General features: G+C 53.4%; 22 protein-coding genes. 6 read left to right on the forward strand and 16 right to left on the reverse strand.

The genetic code is table 11. From position 1 onward, the window contains the following. Positions 1-36: 36 nt before the first annotated feature. Complete coding sequence (locus tag BFV67_RS23345) at positions 37-375, forward strand: hypothetical protein (protein ID WP_071530987.1); 339 nt, start codon at positions 37-39, stop codon at positions 373-375. Between the two features lie 46 nt (positions 376-421). On the opposite strand, the gene ompW is transcribed toward BFV67_RS23345, so the two are convergent. Further along, positions 422-1054: an outer membrane protein OmpW gene (gene ompW, locus BFV67_RS12255; RefSeq protein ID WP_008502800.1), complete on the reverse strand. Its 633-nt coding sequence runs from the start codon at positions 1052-1054 to the stop codon at positions 422-424. A gap of 282 nt (positions 1055-1336) precedes the next feature. Here ompW and BFV67_RS12260 point away from each other — a divergent pair, with 282 nt between their 5' ends. From BFV67_RS12260 to yciA, 4 genes are all read left to right on the forward strand, one after another. Then, positions 1337-1741, forward strand: coding sequence for a YkgJ family cysteine cluster protein (locus tag BFV67_RS12260; RefSeq protein ID WP_021240310.1), 405 nt, complete (start codon positions 1337-1339; stop codon positions 1739-1741). 25 nt (positions 1742-1766) lie between these two features. Continuing rightward, positions 1767-2510 carry a YciC family protein gene (locus BFV67_RS12265; protein ID WP_023292236.1) on the forward strand — a complete coding sequence of 248 codons (744 nt, stop codon included), beginning with the start codon at positions 1767-1769 and terminating at the stop codon, positions 2508-2510. A gap of 55 nt (positions 2511-2565) precedes the next feature. Next, positions 2566-3105, forward strand: coding sequence for a septation protein A (locus tag BFV67_RS12270; protein WP_008502797.1), 540 nt, complete (start codon positions 2566-2568; stop codon positions 3103-3105). A 104-nt stretch (positions 3106-3209) separates the two neighbouring features. Next, positions 3210-3605, forward strand: a complete 396-nt coding sequence (yciA, locus tag BFV67_RS12275; RefSeq protein ID WP_008502796.1) for an acyl-CoA thioester hydrolase YciA — start codon at positions 3210-3212, stop codon at positions 3603-3605. A gap of 38 nt (positions 3606-3643) precedes the next feature. Here the strand turns inward: yciA and tonB are convergent, their stop codons facing one another. After that, the gene (tonB, locus tag BFV67_RS12280) at positions 3644-4366 is read right to left on the reverse strand and encodes a TonB system transport protein TonB (protein WP_023617069.1); all 723 of its coding nucleotides are present in this window, start codon (positions 4364-4366) and stop codon (positions 3644-3646) included. A 220-nt stretch (positions 4367-4586) separates the two neighbouring features. Between tonB and BFV67_RS12285 the strand changes: the two genes are divergently transcribed. After that, positions 4587-4883, forward strand: a complete 297-nt coding sequence (locus BFV67_RS12285) for a YciI family protein (RefSeq protein WP_008502794.1) — start codon at positions 4587-4589, stop codon at positions 4881-4883. Positions 4884-4924: 41 nt separating this feature from the next. Here the strand turns inward: BFV67_RS12285 and BFV67_RS12290 are convergent, their stop codons facing one another. From BFV67_RS12290 to BFV67_RS12350, 14 genes are all read right to left on the reverse strand, one after another. Then, positions 4925-5878 (reverse strand): bifunctional helix-turn-helix transcriptional regulator/GNAT family N-acetyltransferase, encoded by a 954-nt coding sequence (locus BFV67_RS12290; protein WP_069598429.1) that lies wholly within the window; start codon positions 5876-5878, stop codon positions 4925-4927. 239 nt (positions 5879-6117) lie between these two features. After that, positions 6118-7476, reverse strand: a complete 1359-nt coding sequence (locus tag BFV67_RS12295; protein WP_069598430.1) for a hypothetical protein — start codon at positions 7474-7476, stop codon at positions 6118-6120. 423 nt (positions 7477-7899) lie between these two features. Further along, positions 7900-8121 carry a DNA-binding transcriptional regulator gene (locus tag BFV67_RS23350; RefSeq protein ID WP_071965096.1) on the reverse strand — a complete coding sequence of 74 codons (222 nt, stop codon included), beginning with the start codon at positions 8119-8121 and terminating at the stop codon, positions 7900-7902. 76 nt (positions 8122-8197) lie between these two features. Next, entirely contained in the window at positions 8198-9367 is a 1170-nt protein-coding gene (locus BFV67_RS12300) for a phage late control D family protein (RefSeq protein ID WP_069598431.1), read from the reverse strand. Then, complete coding sequence (locus tag BFV67_RS12305; RefSeq protein ID WP_069598432.1) at positions 9364-9828, reverse strand: phage tail protein; 465 nt, start codon at positions 9826-9828, stop codon at positions 9364-9366. Before BFV67_RS12305 ends, BFV67_RS12300 begins: the two co-directional genes overlap by 4 nt. 12 nt (positions 9829-9840) lie before the next feature. Further along, positions 9841-12285 (reverse strand): phage tail tape measure protein, encoded by a 2445-nt coding sequence (locus BFV67_RS12310; protein ID WP_069598433.1) that lies wholly within the window; start codon positions 12283-12285, stop codon positions 9841-9843. Then, the gene (locus BFV67_RS12315) at positions 12275-12397 is read right to left on the reverse strand and encodes a GpE family phage tail protein (RefSeq protein ID WP_069598434.1); all 123 of its coding nucleotides are present in this window, start codon (positions 12395-12397) and stop codon (positions 12275-12277) included. The genes BFV67_RS12310 and BFV67_RS12315 overlap by 11 nt, the downstream gene beginning before the upstream one ends. Before the next feature lie 32 nt (positions 12398-12429). After that, on the reverse strand, positions 12430-12738 hold the full coding sequence (locus BFV67_RS12320; protein WP_038421047.1) for a phage tail assembly protein: 309 nt from the start codon (positions 12736-12738) through the stop codon (positions 12430-12432). A gap of 60 nt (positions 12739-12798) precedes the next feature. Then, a complete protein-coding gene (locus BFV67_RS12325; RefSeq protein ID WP_045329379.1) occupies positions 12799-13317 on the reverse strand; it encodes a phage major tail tube protein in 519 nt (172 codons plus the stop codon). 12 nt (positions 13318-13329) lie between these two features. Beyond that, positions 13330-14523, reverse strand: coding sequence for a phage tail sheath protein (locus tag BFV67_RS12330; protein ID WP_069598435.1), 1194 nt, complete (start codon positions 14521-14523; stop codon positions 13330-13332). A 124-nt stretch (positions 14524-14647) separates the two neighbouring features. Then, complete coding sequence (locus tag BFV67_RS12335) at positions 14648-15244, reverse strand: tail fiber assembly protein (protein WP_069598436.1); 597 nt, start codon at positions 15242-15244, stop codon at positions 14648-14650. Beyond that, complete coding sequence (locus tag BFV67_RS12340; RefSeq protein WP_069598437.1) at positions 15244-16266, reverse strand: phage tail-collar fiber domain-containing protein; 1023 nt, start codon at positions 16264-16266, stop codon at positions 15244-15246. Before BFV67_RS12340 ends, BFV67_RS12335 begins: the two co-directional genes overlap by 1 nt. Further along, positions 16263-16871, reverse strand: a complete 609-nt coding sequence (locus tag BFV67_RS12345; RefSeq protein WP_069598438.1) for a phage tail protein I — start codon at positions 16869-16871, stop codon at positions 16263-16265. The genes BFV67_RS12340 and BFV67_RS12345 overlap by 4 nt, the downstream gene beginning before the upstream one ends. Continuing rightward, positions 16864-17772: a baseplate assembly protein gene (locus BFV67_RS12350; protein ID WP_069598439.1), complete on the reverse strand. Its 909-nt coding sequence runs from the start codon at positions 17770-17772 to the stop codon at positions 16864-16866. Before BFV67_RS12350 ends, BFV67_RS12345 begins: the two co-directional genes overlap by 8 nt.

Here is a 17772-nt window from a genome sequence, read left to right on the forward strand (position 1 = left end):
TCTCATTTCCCTTTTGAAGGAGGTTTTCGCGGTTTGATGTATTTACGAGCTTTACTGGTCTTCGCCTTATTGATTCCCTTCCACGCGCTGTCCCTGAATTTCTCTTCTACTTTCCTGCGTCTTAATTGTCCGCAAAGAGGACTTGTCGAGGTTATTCTGCACGTTTATGACCATACTCAGGAACGGTGGCGCGGCCATTTTGAAACCGGTGCGGGGCATAAACGTGCGGGTGATACCGAAATGATCCCGTTTGCCAACGGCGATATTCTCTTCCATTCCGTATCCAGCGACGCTTTCAGCTATTTATATGATGGGGAAACGATCCTGAGGCACTGCGTAAAGCTCGATGAGCGGCCGGTTTATCCGTCGTTTTGACGTGATCAAAGCAAACTGGCCACCCTGTGGCCAGTTTGACGGGGGATCAGAAACGATAACCCGCAGAGAACATAAACACCCACGGATCCAGGCGAGTGCTGATACTTTGCTGCTGACCGCCCGCCTTGAAGCGTACGTCCGTATCAATATCCATATACCAGACCGAGGCGTTGATCAGCCAGTCGCGGTTAATCAGATAATCCAGGCCAACCTGCCCCGCCATGCCCCACGAATCTTTCAGGCTGAGATCCGTCAGACCCGCCTCTTTACCGGTATCGTTGAATTTCTCATCAAAGAAGGTGGTGTAGTTCACACCGGCGCCAATATAAGGACGCACCTTGCTGCTTGAGTCACCGAAGTACCACTGCGCCATCAGCGTTGGCGGTAAATGGTGAACCGTGGCGATATCACCGGTAGGCCCGAGGCCCACGCGATGACGGAACGGCGTTGCAGCCAGAAGCTCAACGCCCACGTTATCCGTCGCCATATAGGTGAAAGTTAAACCTAACTGGGTGTTATTACTGACGTTAAAACCGCCCATTCCCAGCACGTTATCCGAACCTTCAGTTGGGCGAGCCGTAGCCGAACCGGCACGAATAAAGAATTCGCCTGCTTCATGCGCATACGCGCCGCCAGAGAGACTGCTTAATACAAGGGCTGCCACCGCTAATTTTTTCATATCCGCTCCATCGTTGTGGTTTTAATCGCGGATGAGAATATACTCACAAAAGAGTAATAAGTGATCTGCCACAGATCACATTAAAACCAGTAACTTAACATTCATTGATCTGGATTAATTTTTTGTTACGCACTCAAAACCAATAAGTTGTTTCCATGTCAATTTTTGGCATTTCACGGTTACAAAATTTTCCCTTTTCCCCCTCTTGCTCTTCCTCTGGCGGCTGGATAATTTATCGCTCTCACAAATTGATTTGATGCGTTCTTCTTTTGCAGGTGTGCCATGAGTGATATCAACCCGTGCATGACGTGCGGAGCCTGTTGTGCGTATTTTCGAGTCTCTTTCTACTGGGCCGAAGCCAGCGATGGCGGTGGTACCGTTCCGGTTCATCTTACCGAGCCGTTAACCCCCTTTTTGCGCTGCATGAGCGGCACGAACCAAAAGCAGGCCCGCTGTGTGGCGCTACAGGGTGAGCCTGGGGTCTCGACCCGATGTTCCATCTATGAGGATCGCCCCAGCCCGTGCCGGGAATTTGCCATGTCGGGGGAAGATGGCCAGGTCAACGAAGCCTGTAACCGCGCCCGCGCGCGGGTTGGATTACCGCCGCTTTACAAAGATATGCTTTTCCATACAAGCCTTGATGCTGCCACAGCAGGTGCATCCGGTGTACAATTGCCGGCTAATTAACACCTGCAATACTCAAGGAGAGTGCATGTCTATCACGGCGAAGTCTGTCTACCGTGACACGGGAAACTTTTTCCGCAATCAGTTCATTACCTTTTTACTGATCGCGTTGCTTTGCGCCTTTATCACGGTGGTGCTGGGCCATGCCTTCTCACCGAGTGAAGAACAGATTGCCAGCCTGAGCCAGGGCGACCATCTTGCGGGTAGCGTGGGGTTGTTTGAGCTGGTGCAAAATATGACGCCGGAGCAGCAGCAAATCCTGCTGCGCGCCTCTGCCGCGTCCACGTTCTCAGGCCTGATTGGTAATGCAATTCTGGCGGGCGGCGTTTTGCTGATGATTCAGCTGGTATCGGCGGGTCACCGCGTCAGCGCCTTACGCGCGATTGGGGCGAGTGCACCGGTCTTACCTAAGCTGTTTATCCTGATCTTTTTAACCACGATGCTGGTGCAAATGGGGATTATGCTGGTCGTGGTGCCGGGCGTTTTACTGGCTATCGTGCTCGCATTTGCGCCGGTGATGGTTGTGCAGGATAAGATGGGAATTTTTACCGCGATGCGCAGCAGCATCAGACTGGCATGGGCTAATATGCGTCTGGTGGCGCCCGCCGTGATCGGCTGGCTGCTGGCCAAAACGCTGCTGTTATTGTTTGCACCGAATTTTGCGGTATTAACGCCTAACGTCGGCGCCGTGGTGGCGAATACGCTGAGCAATCTCATTTCAGCGGTACTGCTCGTCTATCTGTTCCGCCTGTACATGTTAATTCGTCAGTAATCCCGAGGCGGGGGCATCGCTGTCTCCCGCCCCGCTCAGAAGATGGAATCACAGAATGAAGCAGTTTCTTGATTTTTTACCGCTCGCGGTGTTTTTCGCTGTCTATAAGTTGTACGACATTTTTGCTGCAACAAAAGCGTTAATCGTCGTGACCGCCGTTGTGCTGATCTACAGCTGGATTCGCTATCGCAAAGTCGAAAAAATGGCGCTTATCACGTTCGTTTTAGTAGCGGTGTTCGGTGGATTGACCATTGCTTTGCATGATGTTGAATTTATTAAGTGGAAGGTGACTGTTATTTATGCGTTGTTTGCAGCAGCGCTATTGTTCAGTCAATGGTTCATGAAAAAGCCCCTTATCCAGAGCATGTTAGGTAAAGAACTAACGCTGCCGCAGGTGGTCTGGTCGCGTCTGAATACTGCCTGGGCAATCTTCTTTATTCTATGCGGTCTCGCTAACATCTATATTGCCTTCTGGCTGCCGCAGGATATCTGGGTCAACTTTAAGGTCTTTGGCCTGACCGCGCTGACGCTTATCTTCACGCTGTTAAGCGGCGTATACATCTATCGTCATATGCCCCAGGACGACAACCACTGATTACTGACTGACCAGAACGTCAACGACGGGCGTTCTGGTCTATTCTCTCCGCACGCGAATCATAGTAGCATCCCGCCTGAAGTCTTCCGTTACGAGTTAAAACAATGACAACAACTAACGCCCCTCAGGGCGAACTGGTTTTACGCACACTGGCAATGCCCGCTGACACCAATGCCAATGGCGATATTTTTGGCGGCTGGCTGATGTCGCAGATGGATATGGGCGGCGCAATTCTGGCAAAAGAGATTGCCCACGGGCGCGTGGTCACCGTGAGAGTGGACGGCATGACCTTCCTGCGCCCGGTTGCGGTGGGTGATGTGGTTTGCTGCTACGCGCGTTGCGTGAAGCGCGGCAATACCTCCATTTCCATCAACATCGAAGTCTGGGTGAAGAAAGTCTCTTCTGAGCCGATTGGGCAACGCTATAAGGCCACTGAAGCGCTGTTTATTTATGTTGCCGTGGACAGCGAGGGTAAACCTCGTCAACTTCCGCAGGCCTGATCGACAGGCAAAAAAAAGCCTCCTTTCGGAGGCTTTTTTTATTCCATCTGCGCCCCGCCGTTCAGGCGGAAAACAATATTGACGATCAATCCGCTGCCCGGCTTGCCTGGCTCATAGCGCCATCTGCGCATGGCAGATTTCACTTCGCGCTCAAACATATTAGAAGGTTGCGCAGACAAGATTTCCACGTTATCCACGCGGCCATCCGCAGTGACGTCAAATTTCACCCGTACGCGCCCTTCAATACGCAAGGCCTGAGCTCGCGCCGGATACTGAGGCTGATTGCGGCTTACGGCGCGCGGGCCCGCTGGCGCGGTTACGGTTGGCTTTGACGTCGTTGCCGTATTGTTCATCACCGGACGTGAAGGCGCTGCATTTTCGACCGGCTGGGTCGCGCGCGGTTCAACCGGACGTTCCTCGCGTTTCGGACGCTCCTCGACCTTCTTCACCGGCTTTGGCTTCGGCTTAGGTTTTGGCTTCGGTTCAGGTTTGTGGATCACCACCGGGGCTTCCTTCGGTGGCTCCGGAACGGGCTCGGGTTCTGGCTCCGGTTCAGCCACCGGCTGTGGCGGCGGAGGGGCAACCTGCGGCGGTTCAAGATCCGCTGGCGAGACCATCGTCACCGAGATCGGCTGCGCGGGCGCGGGCATTTCAATAACCTGATGAACCGAGGTATACAGCAGACCCGCCACAACGGCACCGTGAATCACGACAGAAAGCAGCGTCGGCCAGGGAAAGCGGCGAGGTAAATCAAGGGTCATCGAAGTCATAGTCATCAACGTTAAAAAACCGAACCCTGATTTTAAATGCAAATAGCAATCATATTCAATAAGACACTTTGCTCTGGCGCAATTTTAGCGCCCGAGAGGCCAAAAAAGGCGCATACAGATCAGGGTATTAACATTGTTTTTATTTTACATTGCAGTCGTTTGCCCTTTCACATAACGTAACTGACACTTTTACCGGTTAAGGAGCTTCGCCGTGTTTTACGTGATTTACTCTGAAGATGTTGCTGATTCGCTCGAAAAACGCCAGTCTGTGCGCCCTGCGCATCTGGCACGTTTGCAGTTGCTTCAGGATGAAGGCCGATTACTGACCGCTGGCCCCATGCCTGCAGTAGACAGCAACGATCCGGGTGCTGCCGGTTTCTCCGGCTCCACGGTCATTGCTGAGTTTGAATCCCAGGAAGCCGCTCAGGCCTGGGCTGACGCAGACCCGTACGTTGCAGCGGGCGTGTATGCAAAAGTGACGGTGAGACCGTATAAAAAAGTGTTCTGATACCAAAGCGGCTCCGAAAGGAGCCTTTTTTAGGATGGCGATTACGCGCCGCTGTGCCGGGTAAACTGCTGCTCTGTAATAAGGCTTCCCCACTGATCGCCTTCCCACTCTTTTACCAGCGTAAACCCATACGACTCGTACAGACGCCTGGCGGCGGTCAGCTTATTGAACGTCCAGAGGTGCACAGCTGAAAAACCGGCGCTGTCGCAGAACCGCATCGCTTCATTCAGCAGTTTTTTCCCCACGCCGTGCCCCCGGCAGCCATCATCAAGAATAAACCAGCGAAGATGGGCTTCACCCGGCGCCAGATCCTCGCCATCTATCGCCACCGAGCCGACAATTTTGTCGTTGAGCACTGCCAGCCAAATCTGGTTACAGGGCTTCTCCAGTCTTTCACTAAACTCAGCCAGCCCCGAAGCCACTTTGGCCTCGAAGAAGCGACCAAAATTATGCTCCCGCGAATAATAACTGCCATGCATCTCCGCGATACGGCCAATCATGCCCGGGATATACCCCTGCACTATCTTCAGCTCATCGGGCTGCATATCGTTGCCCGCCTCCCGACACGCCAGCAGCGCGTTGGCATAAAGGGAGAGCCCCTCAGAAATGGTCTGCTGCTGGGCAGGAGCAAGACGTTTTATTGCTGTGACCACGCGCTCATTGCTGAAGGTATTAATTTTACTGACCGTCTCGTGACCCTTCGCGGTCAGCCTGAGGCTCTTTGCTCTCGCATCCTCGGTAGAAATGACCTCCTCGAGTTCGCCTGCGGCAATCAGGCGAGCCAGCATCCGGCTGACGCTGGACTTTTCCAGGCCCAGCAGCTGTACCAGCTGACTCGCCGTCATCTCTTTTCGTAGGGCAATTTCGACCAGAGTATGGACGGCCGAAGGCGAATAATTCGTTGAGGCCAGGGTAGAACCCATAAAACCTAACTCTCGCACCATCAGGCGCGAGGAACGTCGAATAACACTGACTACCGGGGTTTCGCTGTGCATGTTATGTCCTCACCATTTAGTTGTACTATACAACTAAATGGTGAGGGATTGTCAAACAGAATGAAAAAGGCTCCCGCAGGAGCTTTTAAAAACGCTTCAAGTGAATGAAATAAATGGATTTATTTCAGATCATGTCCACATGTTGACCACATCGATGTAAGAAGCCCTACTAGGTAGGGCTTAATGTTGTATATATGTCAGAGTTTGATGCAGTAATGTATAAGTATAGGTTCTGATTATCAATTAAGCGGCTCTTCATCGGAGGAAGGATTTTTATTGTTAGTGACTATTTTATTTACGTCATTATCATTGGGCGTCTCTTTAATATCCTCATCATTACTTTTGATTTCTTTCGCTGTTATGAAATCATTATTTTGTTTAGATAACAGTGAGCGATAATTTTCATAAGGACCAATGGAAGCCAAGTTCGAAACATTAGCAATGTTTTGTATAGCATTTAAAGATGAGGAATTAATAATATTCCGCATAGCGGCTAAAGATGAGGAATTAATAATATTTTGCATAGTTGTTAAAGCATTAGGGTTTACATAATTTTGTACAGATCCAGTAATTGCATTAACGGTATTTAGGTTTCCTATAAGTCTTCCAAAAGTAGCATTTCCCGTAATCTGTCCCCCTACAGTAGTATCAGAATGCACTTGTATCGTTTTCTCTGTTTGTTTAAGACGTTCCAACTCTGATTTGAGTTGCTTTAACTCATCAGTTCTTTTGCCAGCTTCAGTTTCTTCTAAACTAAGTTGCGCAACAAGTTGATTAATCTTGTCAAGACTTTCTTGCTTTTCACCCTCCATTTTCAATAACTCTGCTCTAGATAGATCCATAATCTCTGTCGCTTGTCTTAAATCAAGCACAAAGGACCCCATTTCATCTGCACTACCAGCAAACCTATTAAAGATCATCAAAAAATACTTTATCAATTCATTGTTAGAGTAATTAGGATATTTCACCTGATGATCAATTTCACTCCACCCTTCCTCAAATATTGTTCTAACTTGGATCTCTGAACTTATTTCTTCTTTTAATGGGCGAGTTGTTATTACATAATGAACAGACCTATAACCAGCTTTATGTATCTTAACTTCGCACTCTCCATCTCTATATACATCTAACTCTGAATCATCCCCATCCCTAATGTAAACGATAGGTTTCTCAAGCAATCTCCACATAGAGGTTATATATTGATGTATACTAATCCATTCCTTTTTAAATAGATGAAGCACGCGAATACCGATTAAATCCGTAATCTTTTCATGATAATTCTCTACTGAAACATCCATGTATTTATTGTCATCAACATTAATGTTCTCATTGCGCTTTCGTATTATCTTAGCCATTAAATGCTCAGGATCTTTTATTCTCCATCGTACAGAATGAACATTGTCACCCTGCTGCAGAAGATTAGATAGTAATGCTGCCGTTTCTTTCAAATAAGGAGTTTTTTCAGCATGCCTGACTCCAATGCTTAATAAATCACTCCAATCCATTTTAGATGTTGTGAATTCCTCTTCGGAAAGATTATTTCTTTTCAGAAATGCCTCTAGGGATAAGTCCTGTAAATGCTGATTTTCAATATTCATTATCAATCTACCTGTTTGAATTTATCAATAATCCTACCTTTACGATTATGCCTCAACAACTTCGAGGTGGACAACTATAATGAGCTATTATTATGCTGTTTTTTTTCGTAAAGGTTTAGAAATGATGAGTTGCCTGTCATAAAACTTCGCGACTTATGCAATGACAGCACCTTAGCAACAAATAATCGGGGATAATTCAATGCATATTGAATCACATTCTATGAGTTTTGATAGATTCTAGTACCTTCACCATAACTCAACTCCATTATTTTTTGCATTTGTTATATAAGCCTACGGATAACGCCAAAGAAAATCATCAGGCCGAATGCGCACCTGCAAGTAACGTACATTTTAGGAAGTCTGTCGACTACCTCATGAATTATCAGACGCCTAAAATCCCGTAATTACTACGTTCAATCTTGCCTACTGCCAATGAATTTGCTGCTGGCCGGATGATGTCGGGTGCGGTGCCGCTGGTACTACTATCCCCGGCGATACGATAAAGCGCTCTACCGTTTCGGTGGTCACAAACGTCGCGCTACAGTTGATGTTCGTGCACTGGTGATACCGCTCTTTGGTCGTGTCAGTAAAATAGCGACTTGTGCGGGCGTGAGCGGCGAAATGGCATTTTGGACAGTGAAACATGGCGAGCACCTCATTTAATTTCCGAAGCGTTAATTTTACTCAAATAATCCTTAAATAACAATCACTTAAAAACAAATCACTGCGTTAACTCTTCGCTTTCGTACTCCACATCCGAAACCTTAACCTCAAGCTCTAAGCCTGTCGTGTAGCCGCTCCCGTTGAGGTTATGCACCACCCGGCTGATTATCCACGCCTGCTCGTCTATGACGCGCTTAAACCCTCTCACCGCGATTGGTGTTTCAGGAAATAAATCTGCCCGGCCAATTGCCAGCGAGATTGAAAACTCCGCAACGCCGCGCTGCAGTTGGTCCCACTTCGCCTGCGCGGCGCGCATGGCCTGCGCCTTAGTCGCGTAGATGGTCGTCAGCTCAAGCACGTTGTCAGCCTCACCGGCCATATACTCACCCTCGCGCGCTTCCTGCTCTTTTTTGGCTTTAGTCTTTGCCGGGGCTTTGGTCGCTTTCGGGTGCTGCAGCGCTCGGAGATGCTTCTCTTTGGGCTTACGCTTGAGCATAACCTTTTGCTTTTGCGGTTTCGGGTCTTTGGTGTGCAGCCATTTCGCCGTAACGCCGGTATAGGCTTCCCGGTCAGCAATGGCAAACTGATGACGATCGCCGTCGCCCCGCTCAAGCGTCATCTGCGGAATGGGCTTTCCGCTGGCCGTCTTACCGCTCCCCGCTTTCAGGAATAACAGTTTTCCCGTTTTTACCGAAACTGACGCCCCGTTCCGTTCAGCCAGGCGGGACAGGAATACCGCGTCGGATTCCTGCGACTGGTCAATGTGAGGCACGGCGACGGCTTTCAGCGTGTCGGCCACGCTGGCCGTCAATTTATTGCGTGCCGCAATCGTCTCGACAATTTGCACGAGCGTGGTGTCATGCCATGACTGCTCCCGGCGCGAGTTCAGCGTACCGCGAAAATCGGCGCTGCGCCCCCGGATGGTGAGCGTATCAGGCGCGCCCCTGTGTTCGATTTCGTCGACCGTGAACGTCCCTTTTTTTATCAGCGCGGATCCCTGCCAGCCTAACCACAGCGTCAACGTTGCTCCGCGCGGTGGCAAAGCTATCTGGCCGTCAGTGTCATCGAGCTCGATATCGAGCTGGTCGGCCTCGAATCCGCGATTGTCGGTCATGGTCAGGCTGATAAGGCGGTCGCTAAAATCCTGGGTGATATCGTCGTTATCCAGCTTGAGCATAAACGCCGGGGCAATCTTCGCCCCGGCATGAATATCCATTCCCGTAATCATCCCGCCAGCCCTCCCAGCCAGTTACCGGCAAACGTGACCAGATTGTCGGCCTGCGTCTGCAGATCGCCATAAATGGACGCCAGCGATTTATCGACCCGCTTAAGGGACAGGCTAAACTCGATTTTTCTGGCCGCACCGTCGCTGAATAACTCGGTGTGGGTATGCGTCACTTTGTCGATGACATACATGCCGTGGATTATGCCCGTTCCGTCTATCAGCGGCCACGCTCGCCCCTCGTCTGCCATCAGCTCTATGGCGGTCAGTGACAGGCGTCCACCGGTAATTTCGGGGTATAACACACCCGACAGCGTGCGCGTGGTCTCCCCTTCCCCGAGATACTGGTAAGCCGGTGGCTTGCCGATACGGTCATTTGACGCCCAGCGGTAATCCTTCGAATACTGCATGGACTGATAGGGCAGCGTGCGGCGCTCAAACACAAATAAACCTAAAACCATTAACATGCTTTATCCCCCTCAGTCATGACGCATACTTGAGCGCCGACGCGCACGGTTTTCCCGGTCGAGTTTATCGACAGCCTCGCGGAGCTGGCGGTCAAGGTCGCTGCCCGGCGAGATGCCACCATTCAGGTTAATGTTGTATTCAGGCTTGCTCTGGTCGACGTAAGTCTTTCCGGTGGGAGCTGTTACTGGCTGATACTGATAGCCTCCATATGTTGAAGTTGCCGGAATATAAGACCCATTTTGCGAGCCGGTGGCGGCATTCGCTTTTGCGGCCTTCTGGTCAAGGTCGCTTGATTCTTTATTGATAACCCCGAGCTTTTCCAGTAACCAGTTAACGCCGGTACGCAATGTATTAAAGCTTTTGAGCGGTAACATCAGCGCGTCGGCCAGCATCTTACCGAACATCACACCCGCATTTTTGCAACTGTCGAGCGTCTCCTGCGTCGCCTTAACCGGCGCTATGAGGTCTGTAAACCACTGCCAGACACCGCGCAATTTCTCAATGATTAAATCAAACACCGGCGCGAGCGGTGCAAAGACTTCCGCCACTGGCGCAAACGCCGCTTTAAGCCCTTCCACCACGCCGGAAAAGAATGCGCTGATTGGCTCCCAGTATTTACGAATAAGGAGCGCACCGGCCACAACAGCTGCGACCACGGCCAACACCGGCAGACTGATTGCGCTGACTGCAGCAACAATGGCACTTCCTGCAGTGGTGAAAATGACACTCAGCAGACCGGCTGCAGCAATAATCCCGTTTATCCCGGCAATGACCGGCCATGCAATCAGCCCAATCCCACCCAGCACGCCGACCAGCGCAAGCCCACCGGCGACAAGGTTAAACAGGGTTTGCGTCAGTTCAGGGTTAGCTTTCGCCCACGCGGCCACCTTGCCAAGCCAGTCTGTCGCGGAAACCGTCAGGCGACGCAGTGCTGAGTCTTCTTTTTCGAAAACCTCAATCTGCAGGTCTTCCCATGCTGACTGCAGGTTTTTCAGATCGCCGTCTAGGTTATCCGTTTGTATTTTCGCAATGCGCTCGGTCGTGCCTTTTGAGTCGCGGATTTGCTGGCGCTTGTTATCGAGCGAGCCATCACCGGCAGCGGCGACGAGTTTAATCGCGCCCTTCATGGCTTCTTCACCGAAAATCACTTTCAGATATTCGCCCTGCTCCGCCGTGCCGAGCTTGTTTTTCGCAAAGGACTTATGAATATCTTTGAGGATTTTCTCGACCGGCAGCATGTTCCCTTTGCCGTCGCGGGTTTTCACGCCCAGCTCAGAAATTGCCTCTACGGCTTTTCCCATAGGTGCTTGCAGGCGGTTGAAGATGGCACTCGCACCCGTACCGGCCATCGAGCCTTTAATCCCGTTATCCGCCAGAATGCCGAGCATGGCTGTCGTGTCTTCAATGCTCGCCCCTGCGGCCTCCGCGATGGGCGCGACATACTTCATAGCCTCGCCCAGCTCGACAAGTCCGGTATTTGATGACGTGAAACCTTTCGTCATCACATCCGCGACGCGCTCAATCTCGGTGGTCGGCAGGTTAAATGCCGACTGCATGTTAGTGATAATGTCAGCGGCTTCTGCGATATCCACGTCGGCCGCGAGGCTCAGGTTTACGGTCGAGCCGGTCGCGGCCAGCACGTCATCGGCGTTATATCCCGAGCGGGCTAGCGTGGTCTGCGTGCGCGCAACATCACCCGGTGAAAAGGCCGTAGTCGCACCGATATCGCGCGCCTGTTGACGAATGGCCGCGAGCTTGTCGTCGCCCTTATCGAGCCCGAGGATTGCCTGCGTGCCTGACATTTGTTTGTCAAAACCGATGCCCGGCGCAATAAAGCGTGACGCACCATAAAGCCCGGCGGTAGCCACCCCGACACCCACCATCCCGGCATTACGCGCACCGGCGGCGAGCTGTTGCCCGGATTCATAGCGGCTTTTTACCGCGCTGAGTCTGGCCTTTTGCTGGCTGACGCGCGCCAGCGCATCACGCTGCCGGTTAAGCTGCGCGGTGGTCTCGCTGATGCTGGATTTCAGACGGCGCTCATCCGCTGACAGGGTGCGGGTATTAATACCGGCCTGCGCGAGCTCGGTGCGCTGTCGCTGCACCGACTGCCTGAGGCTGTTGTATTTGAGCTGCAGTTCAGCGGCGGATTTCTTCGCCGCCTCCATCGCGCGCGCCTGCGCGGTTGTGGGGTTTTGCGTGTTTTTAAACTGGACGGCCAGCGCAGCGGCTTCCTGTTTCGCCTTATTAAGCGACTGCCCGGTCACGGCAAGCTGTGCGCTCGCTTTCCTGAATCCATCAATCCGGGACGCCTGCGCATTCAGAGCGCGCATGCTGTTCTGAGAAGTACGGATATCGCCGGCAAGGGTCTTGCTGGCAGTCTGGATAGCTTTAAGCGGTCGGCTTGCCCGGTCGACTGCGTTCAGCAGTACCTCAATACTGACGTTATTGCTCATGGTTGTTTCCGCTTCGCTGCAGCGCCTTTTCGCGCCATGTGATGAGCTCGGTCACGCTCAGGGAATTCAGCTCTGATGGCGGCCAGTGAAATATCACCGCGATATCCGCCATCAGGTCATCGACCGAAAGGTTATCCGGGAAGGTCAGCGAGCCGAAGATGGCGACAAAAAACCGACCACCTTACCGGCGAACAAAATCAGGTCTGACGCTTCCAGACGCATGACCTCATGCTCGGTCAGCGCCGGGTACGTCATACGCGGAAGCACCTTAATCAGCGCATCGACGTCAGAGTTAGCCAGCGAGGCCAGACTCACACCGCGCAGGGTTCCCGCGTTGGGTTTGGTCACGGTCACCTGTTCGATTTTCTGCTCACCGCGCATGACCGGGTTATCGAGGATCACAATGTTCGGGTTTTCGGTTTCGGTGGTGGCGGTTTCGTTGATATTTTCCATGATGTTGCTCTCTTTGAATGTGAGTAAGTGACCGGCCAGCCTGGCTGACCGGTAAACGGGTTACAGGCCAATCGCCCGGCGGTGCTCAGCGAGACGGTCGACGCCGTCGACTTTCATCACCATGTTGACGACGTCAATCTCGATGACCTCCTTGCCGTCAATCGTGAGCTGATAGTAAGAGCACTCGGTCGAGATTTTGGTCGTGCCGCTTTCGCCCTGCTTGTTCTCGCCGCCGTCGTACTCCTTGTGACGGCCACGCATGACCACCTCAACGGCGGAAATTGCGCCGGTGTCGTCGCGCTGGAAAGAGCCGGTGAAGCGCAGCGGCACGCTGTCGGCACCCGGTGACGCGTACTGCGCCCACAGCTGGACGTCAGGCAGGCCGCCCAGTGTCCACTCAAGCGACAGCGCGTCGTCATCGAGACCGAGGTCAATCGACACCGAGCCCGGCATCCCGCCGCCGCGGTATTTCTCAAGCTTGCGGGTCAGCTTTGGCAGGGTGACGGATTCAACGACGCCCATGTAGCTGAGGCCGTCGTTAAACATATTCAGGTATTTAAGTTTGCGTGGTAACGCCATGTTCTGAGCTCCTTAGCTGTTGACCGACTCTGACAGGTCTGCCAGATAGGTATCGGTGATGCGCTGGCGCAGGGTCAGGTTTTCCAGCGGCGGGACGGGGGTGTAGTCGTAATCGATATACAGCTTCCCGGCTTTCAGGGTTTCCACGGTGTTTGACTCCGGGTCGTACCAGCATGACCCGTCAACGATATAGCCGTTGTTTTTCAGCTCGCGGAATTTGGCGTTGATACCGGCGACGATGTCGCGGATGAGCGTTGCGGAAACGGGCTTGTCCATCGCCCACGCGTGCGCCTCCGCCATCGTGTCGGCCAGCACCTGCGCCGTGCGGGTGTAGTTTTCAAACACGAATAACGGATCGTCCGAGCAGGTGCGGTTGCCCCAGAACTTAAAGCCGTCGTTGCGGATGAGCGTTGTCACCCCGGCCTGATTAAGCAGGTTGGCGTCGGTGGCCTGCTCCTGCAAATCCCATGATACCGAGGCGCTGACGCCGGTGACGCCATTCACGCCGACGTTGGACAGCGTTTTGTGCCAGCCGGTCTCCTGGTCGATTCTGGCGCGCAGGCCGAGCGCGCGGGCGGTCGCCCATGCAATATCGGTTTCGTTCGCCGTGGTGTCCCACGCAAGAAAGTCCGGGTGAATCACCATGAGCTCACGCTGGCTGAAGTTCTCACGGTATTTGATGGCGTCGGAAATGGTCTTGCAGCCCCACGCGCTCACATACCCGAACGCGCGCAGGCTCTGGCAGGTCGACGCGAGCGCGGTCGCCACTTCCTGAGAATCCAGCCCCGGCACGCCGAGAATGCGCGGCTTAACGCCAGTGACGGTTTTCGCCGTTAACAGCGCTTTCAGACCGGTGTATTTGCCGTTTTCGTCGGTCGTGCCGATGATGTTGGAAATGGTTTCTTTCTGCGCCGCTTCCGGGTCTGACGGGTCGTCGGTACCTTCGGGAACGCGCACCACCACAATGACCGGCTTGCACTGGTCTGCGATGGCCTGCAGGGATTTTGACAGCGTGCCTTTTTTCCCGGCTTTACCGATAGCCGTTTGCACGCTGGTAATCAGTACCGGCTCGTTTAAGGGGAATGTCTTTGCGTCAGCATCGCTGGCCGTGCAGACCATGCCGATGATGGCCGTCGAGACGGTGGAAATGGTGCGCGTGCCATCATTAATCTCGATGACCTCGACGCCGTGATGATAGTCGCCCATCTGTTTAACTCCGTGGTTAAGGGGTGCGACTATTTTCTGTTGTGCGTCGCGCAGGCGCGATGCAATGCCGTTGGTGGAGGGATAACACAACAGACAAAAAAGCCCTCCGGGTGGAGGGCTTCGTTTATTCTGGTCTTTCCGGCCACTCAATATCCGGTGCCGCAGAGGTGTCGACAGCGTTCAGCGCCTGAATGTATTTCATCCACGCAATCAGGCTGGCCTTGTCATCGTCGCTGATAATGCCGAGCTGCAGCTCGGTTTGCCACAGGCTGATAGTGCTTTGTGCCTTATTCAGCAGCGCGGATTTTTTCTGTTCTGCCCTCTTAACCTGACCGTTTTTCTGGGCGTCCTTATCCGTGACCCATTCGCTACCGTTCCAGCGGTCATAGGGGGTCGACGGTGCAATCGCAGTTACGCCGACGGCATAGTCACCGGGCGCGGTAATGTTGACCGGCTGACCGGTTTCCGTGTCATAAACCGTCTCACCGCGATGGTCTGCGACATACTCCCACCCGTCAAGACTGGCCGCGCGGCACACCGCGAAACCTTCTTTTTCTTCGACCGGTGCATCGATGCAGGAATTAGCAGGAATCCCCACGCCCAGCGCCAGAATCTCGACAGAGGACGTCAGATATTCGCGGGTTTCACCGTCATAGTTATAAACGGTCATGTCACCGGCTTTTGTGGCAATGCCGTTTTTGTTCAGTGTTGCTTTCGCCATTATGCCGCCCTCACGATGTAGTTAAATGCGATACTGCGCGGTCGTGTTTCAGCGCCGCCGGTATTACCAACTCGGCCTTTTGTATGCAACGTCGGTGAAGCAATCAAAGTTCCGGGCGTTGCCGCGTCAATCCCTCGCCCCTGCACATAGGTCGATTTAGTAATCACCCCAATATCCCATTCAACCGTATCGTCATAACTTTCATTCGAAACAATGGTGTGTCGGTGTTTTTCCAGCATTCCCGCCTGCGCACTCAGTAGCGCACGCCCCGAATCAACCCCGCGTCCGTCATCCCATCCACGAATAAACTCACCACGTAAATCAGGCAAATAACCCGAAGGAAACACTGCAGCCAGCCCCGGATATTTCGCCTTATCAAATGCCGCACCGTTGCATTTCAGCCAGCCTGTCGGCGGCGTTACTGACGGGAAAGGAAGTGGCACACCTACTGGCGTATATTTCGCAATATCTGCAATTAGCAGGTACTGCGGGTGCGGGTCAGCGGCGGCGAGGTGTACTGCCAGCAGACTATCGGCATAGGCTTTCACCTCGATAACTTTGTCGTCGACATACTGCCGCGTTGCCAGCACCACCGACGGGTCAATTTTCAGGGTGATGGCCGACGTGCTCGACACAATCAGAATCATGCGAATGGTCTGCGTGCGGCCGCTCCCCTCCTGCAGTTGCGGTTTATAGGTTTCCGGGCAGTTCGCCACGGCAATCAGAATCCCCTCATCGTCGTAGAGACCAATCTCGCGGATCCAGAATCCGCCCTCATTCTCGGGAATAATCTGCTCCGCGATAATCTGGCTTGTGTTGTTTGGATCAACGGTCAGCATATTCAGCGGCGCGATGCGTTTCTGATTAACGAGCTTTGTCTGCGCCGGGTCAGGGGTCGGCAGTGTGCCGTTCGCATCCCCGACCGCAATTTGAGTCAGGTTGAGTTTTGTACCAAGTGCTGCCGCGTTCGCCAGCCGCGCCGCGCCCTGATTGGTCAGAATGGCAAAATATTTTGCGGTCATGCGTTCACTCTCAGGTAATCGATTAGATGGATGGCCGAAGCCGGGTAATATTCACCGCCGACGACAATTTCCTCGGGGGTGTAGGGGTAAACGGTGAGCGCGTCGCCGTCGTAGCATCCCGCGCCGACGTAAAGCTCACCGGTCGCACTCAGGCTGATAGCCAGCCCGGTGAGGTGGCGGCTTGCCGGTTTGGCGTCTTCAATCAGGCGCTCGAGCTCCTGATACATTTCGTCAGTGATGCCACTGTCGAGCACGCCGACAACGAGCCGGAAAGTGCCTGGCTCCTCGTCGAGCTGCCACCATTCGCGCACCTCAATCAGAAAGCCGAGCGGCTCAACCACCCGACGCAATGCGCTGATGGTGCCTTTGTGCTGATGGACGAAAAACGAGGACGCGCAGACGCTGCGTTTTGTGCTCTCTGGCCACTTCTCATCCCACCGGTCGACCGACAACGCCCACGCCAGATACGGCAGCAGGTTTACCGGGCAGGTGCGCCAGTTCCACAGAGTGCGCAGCGGTAGCGGCACGCGCTGAATGTCAGCGAGCGCGGCAGCGGCGGCGACCTCCAGCGGTGACGAGCCAACGGGTAACAGCCGGTCACTCATCCGAGCCCCCGATAGTTATCTGGTACTCGGTACAGTTCGACGCCTGCGACTTACTCAGCACAATGTCGGCCTGCGGTGATGCCAGCTCGACACGCTGCACCCCCTCAACATGCAGCACCGCATAAATGGCTGACAGGCGGATATCACGCCCGAGGCGGTGCTGCGCGCTGATATAGCTCTTAAGCCTCTGCTCTGATGCCTGCCTGATGGGCTCAGACTCGGGACCGGGGTAAACGTAGAGCGTCGCGTCAATCTGGTACGGCACAATCTCGGCTGACTGGACGGTCACCCGGTCTGCCACCGGGCGCACATCTTCGGCGTTCAGTGCTTTTTCAACAATTGCCAGTAACTCATGGCTCGCGGTGCCGTCACCCTCACGGGATAACACGGATATCGTCACGCAGGCGGGGGACGGGCTTTCGACCGAGACGTCAGCGACCCGCCCGTCGGCGCTGCGGCCGTGATACTCGTATGCACCGACCGGACCCGCCACGCTTAATCCTTCAAAAGCTTGTTGCGTACGCAGACGCAGGTCGGTGTCGGACTCCATAACGGCAGGCGTCGGCGGGATGGTGGTGTCATCCGCCGGGGTGATGGTCAGTCGCGCGGTATTGTTGTTCCCGGCCAGGACGTCAAGGTCGTTACCGGCGGAATAGGCCAGCGTTACCGCCTGCGCGGCTTCGTTCACACGCTGACGCCAGATAACTTCACGGTAGGCGTTTTCCTGCAGCAGCTTCACAATCGGCTCTGACTCAAGCGTCAGCGTCCGGGCGATAGCCTCCTGCTGATTTTCGGGATAAAGCGAAATTAGCGTCGCAATGCGTTCGGCAAGAATGGTTTCAAAGTCCAGTTCTTCCACCACATCGGGAACGGGTAACTGATTCAGGTCAACGGTTGCCAT

It is taken from the genome of Enterobacter roggenkampii (genome assembly GCF_001729805.1).
GTDB classification, from domain to species: Bacteria; Pseudomonadota; Gammaproteobacteria; order Enterobacterales; family Enterobacteriaceae; genus Enterobacter; species Enterobacter roggenkampii.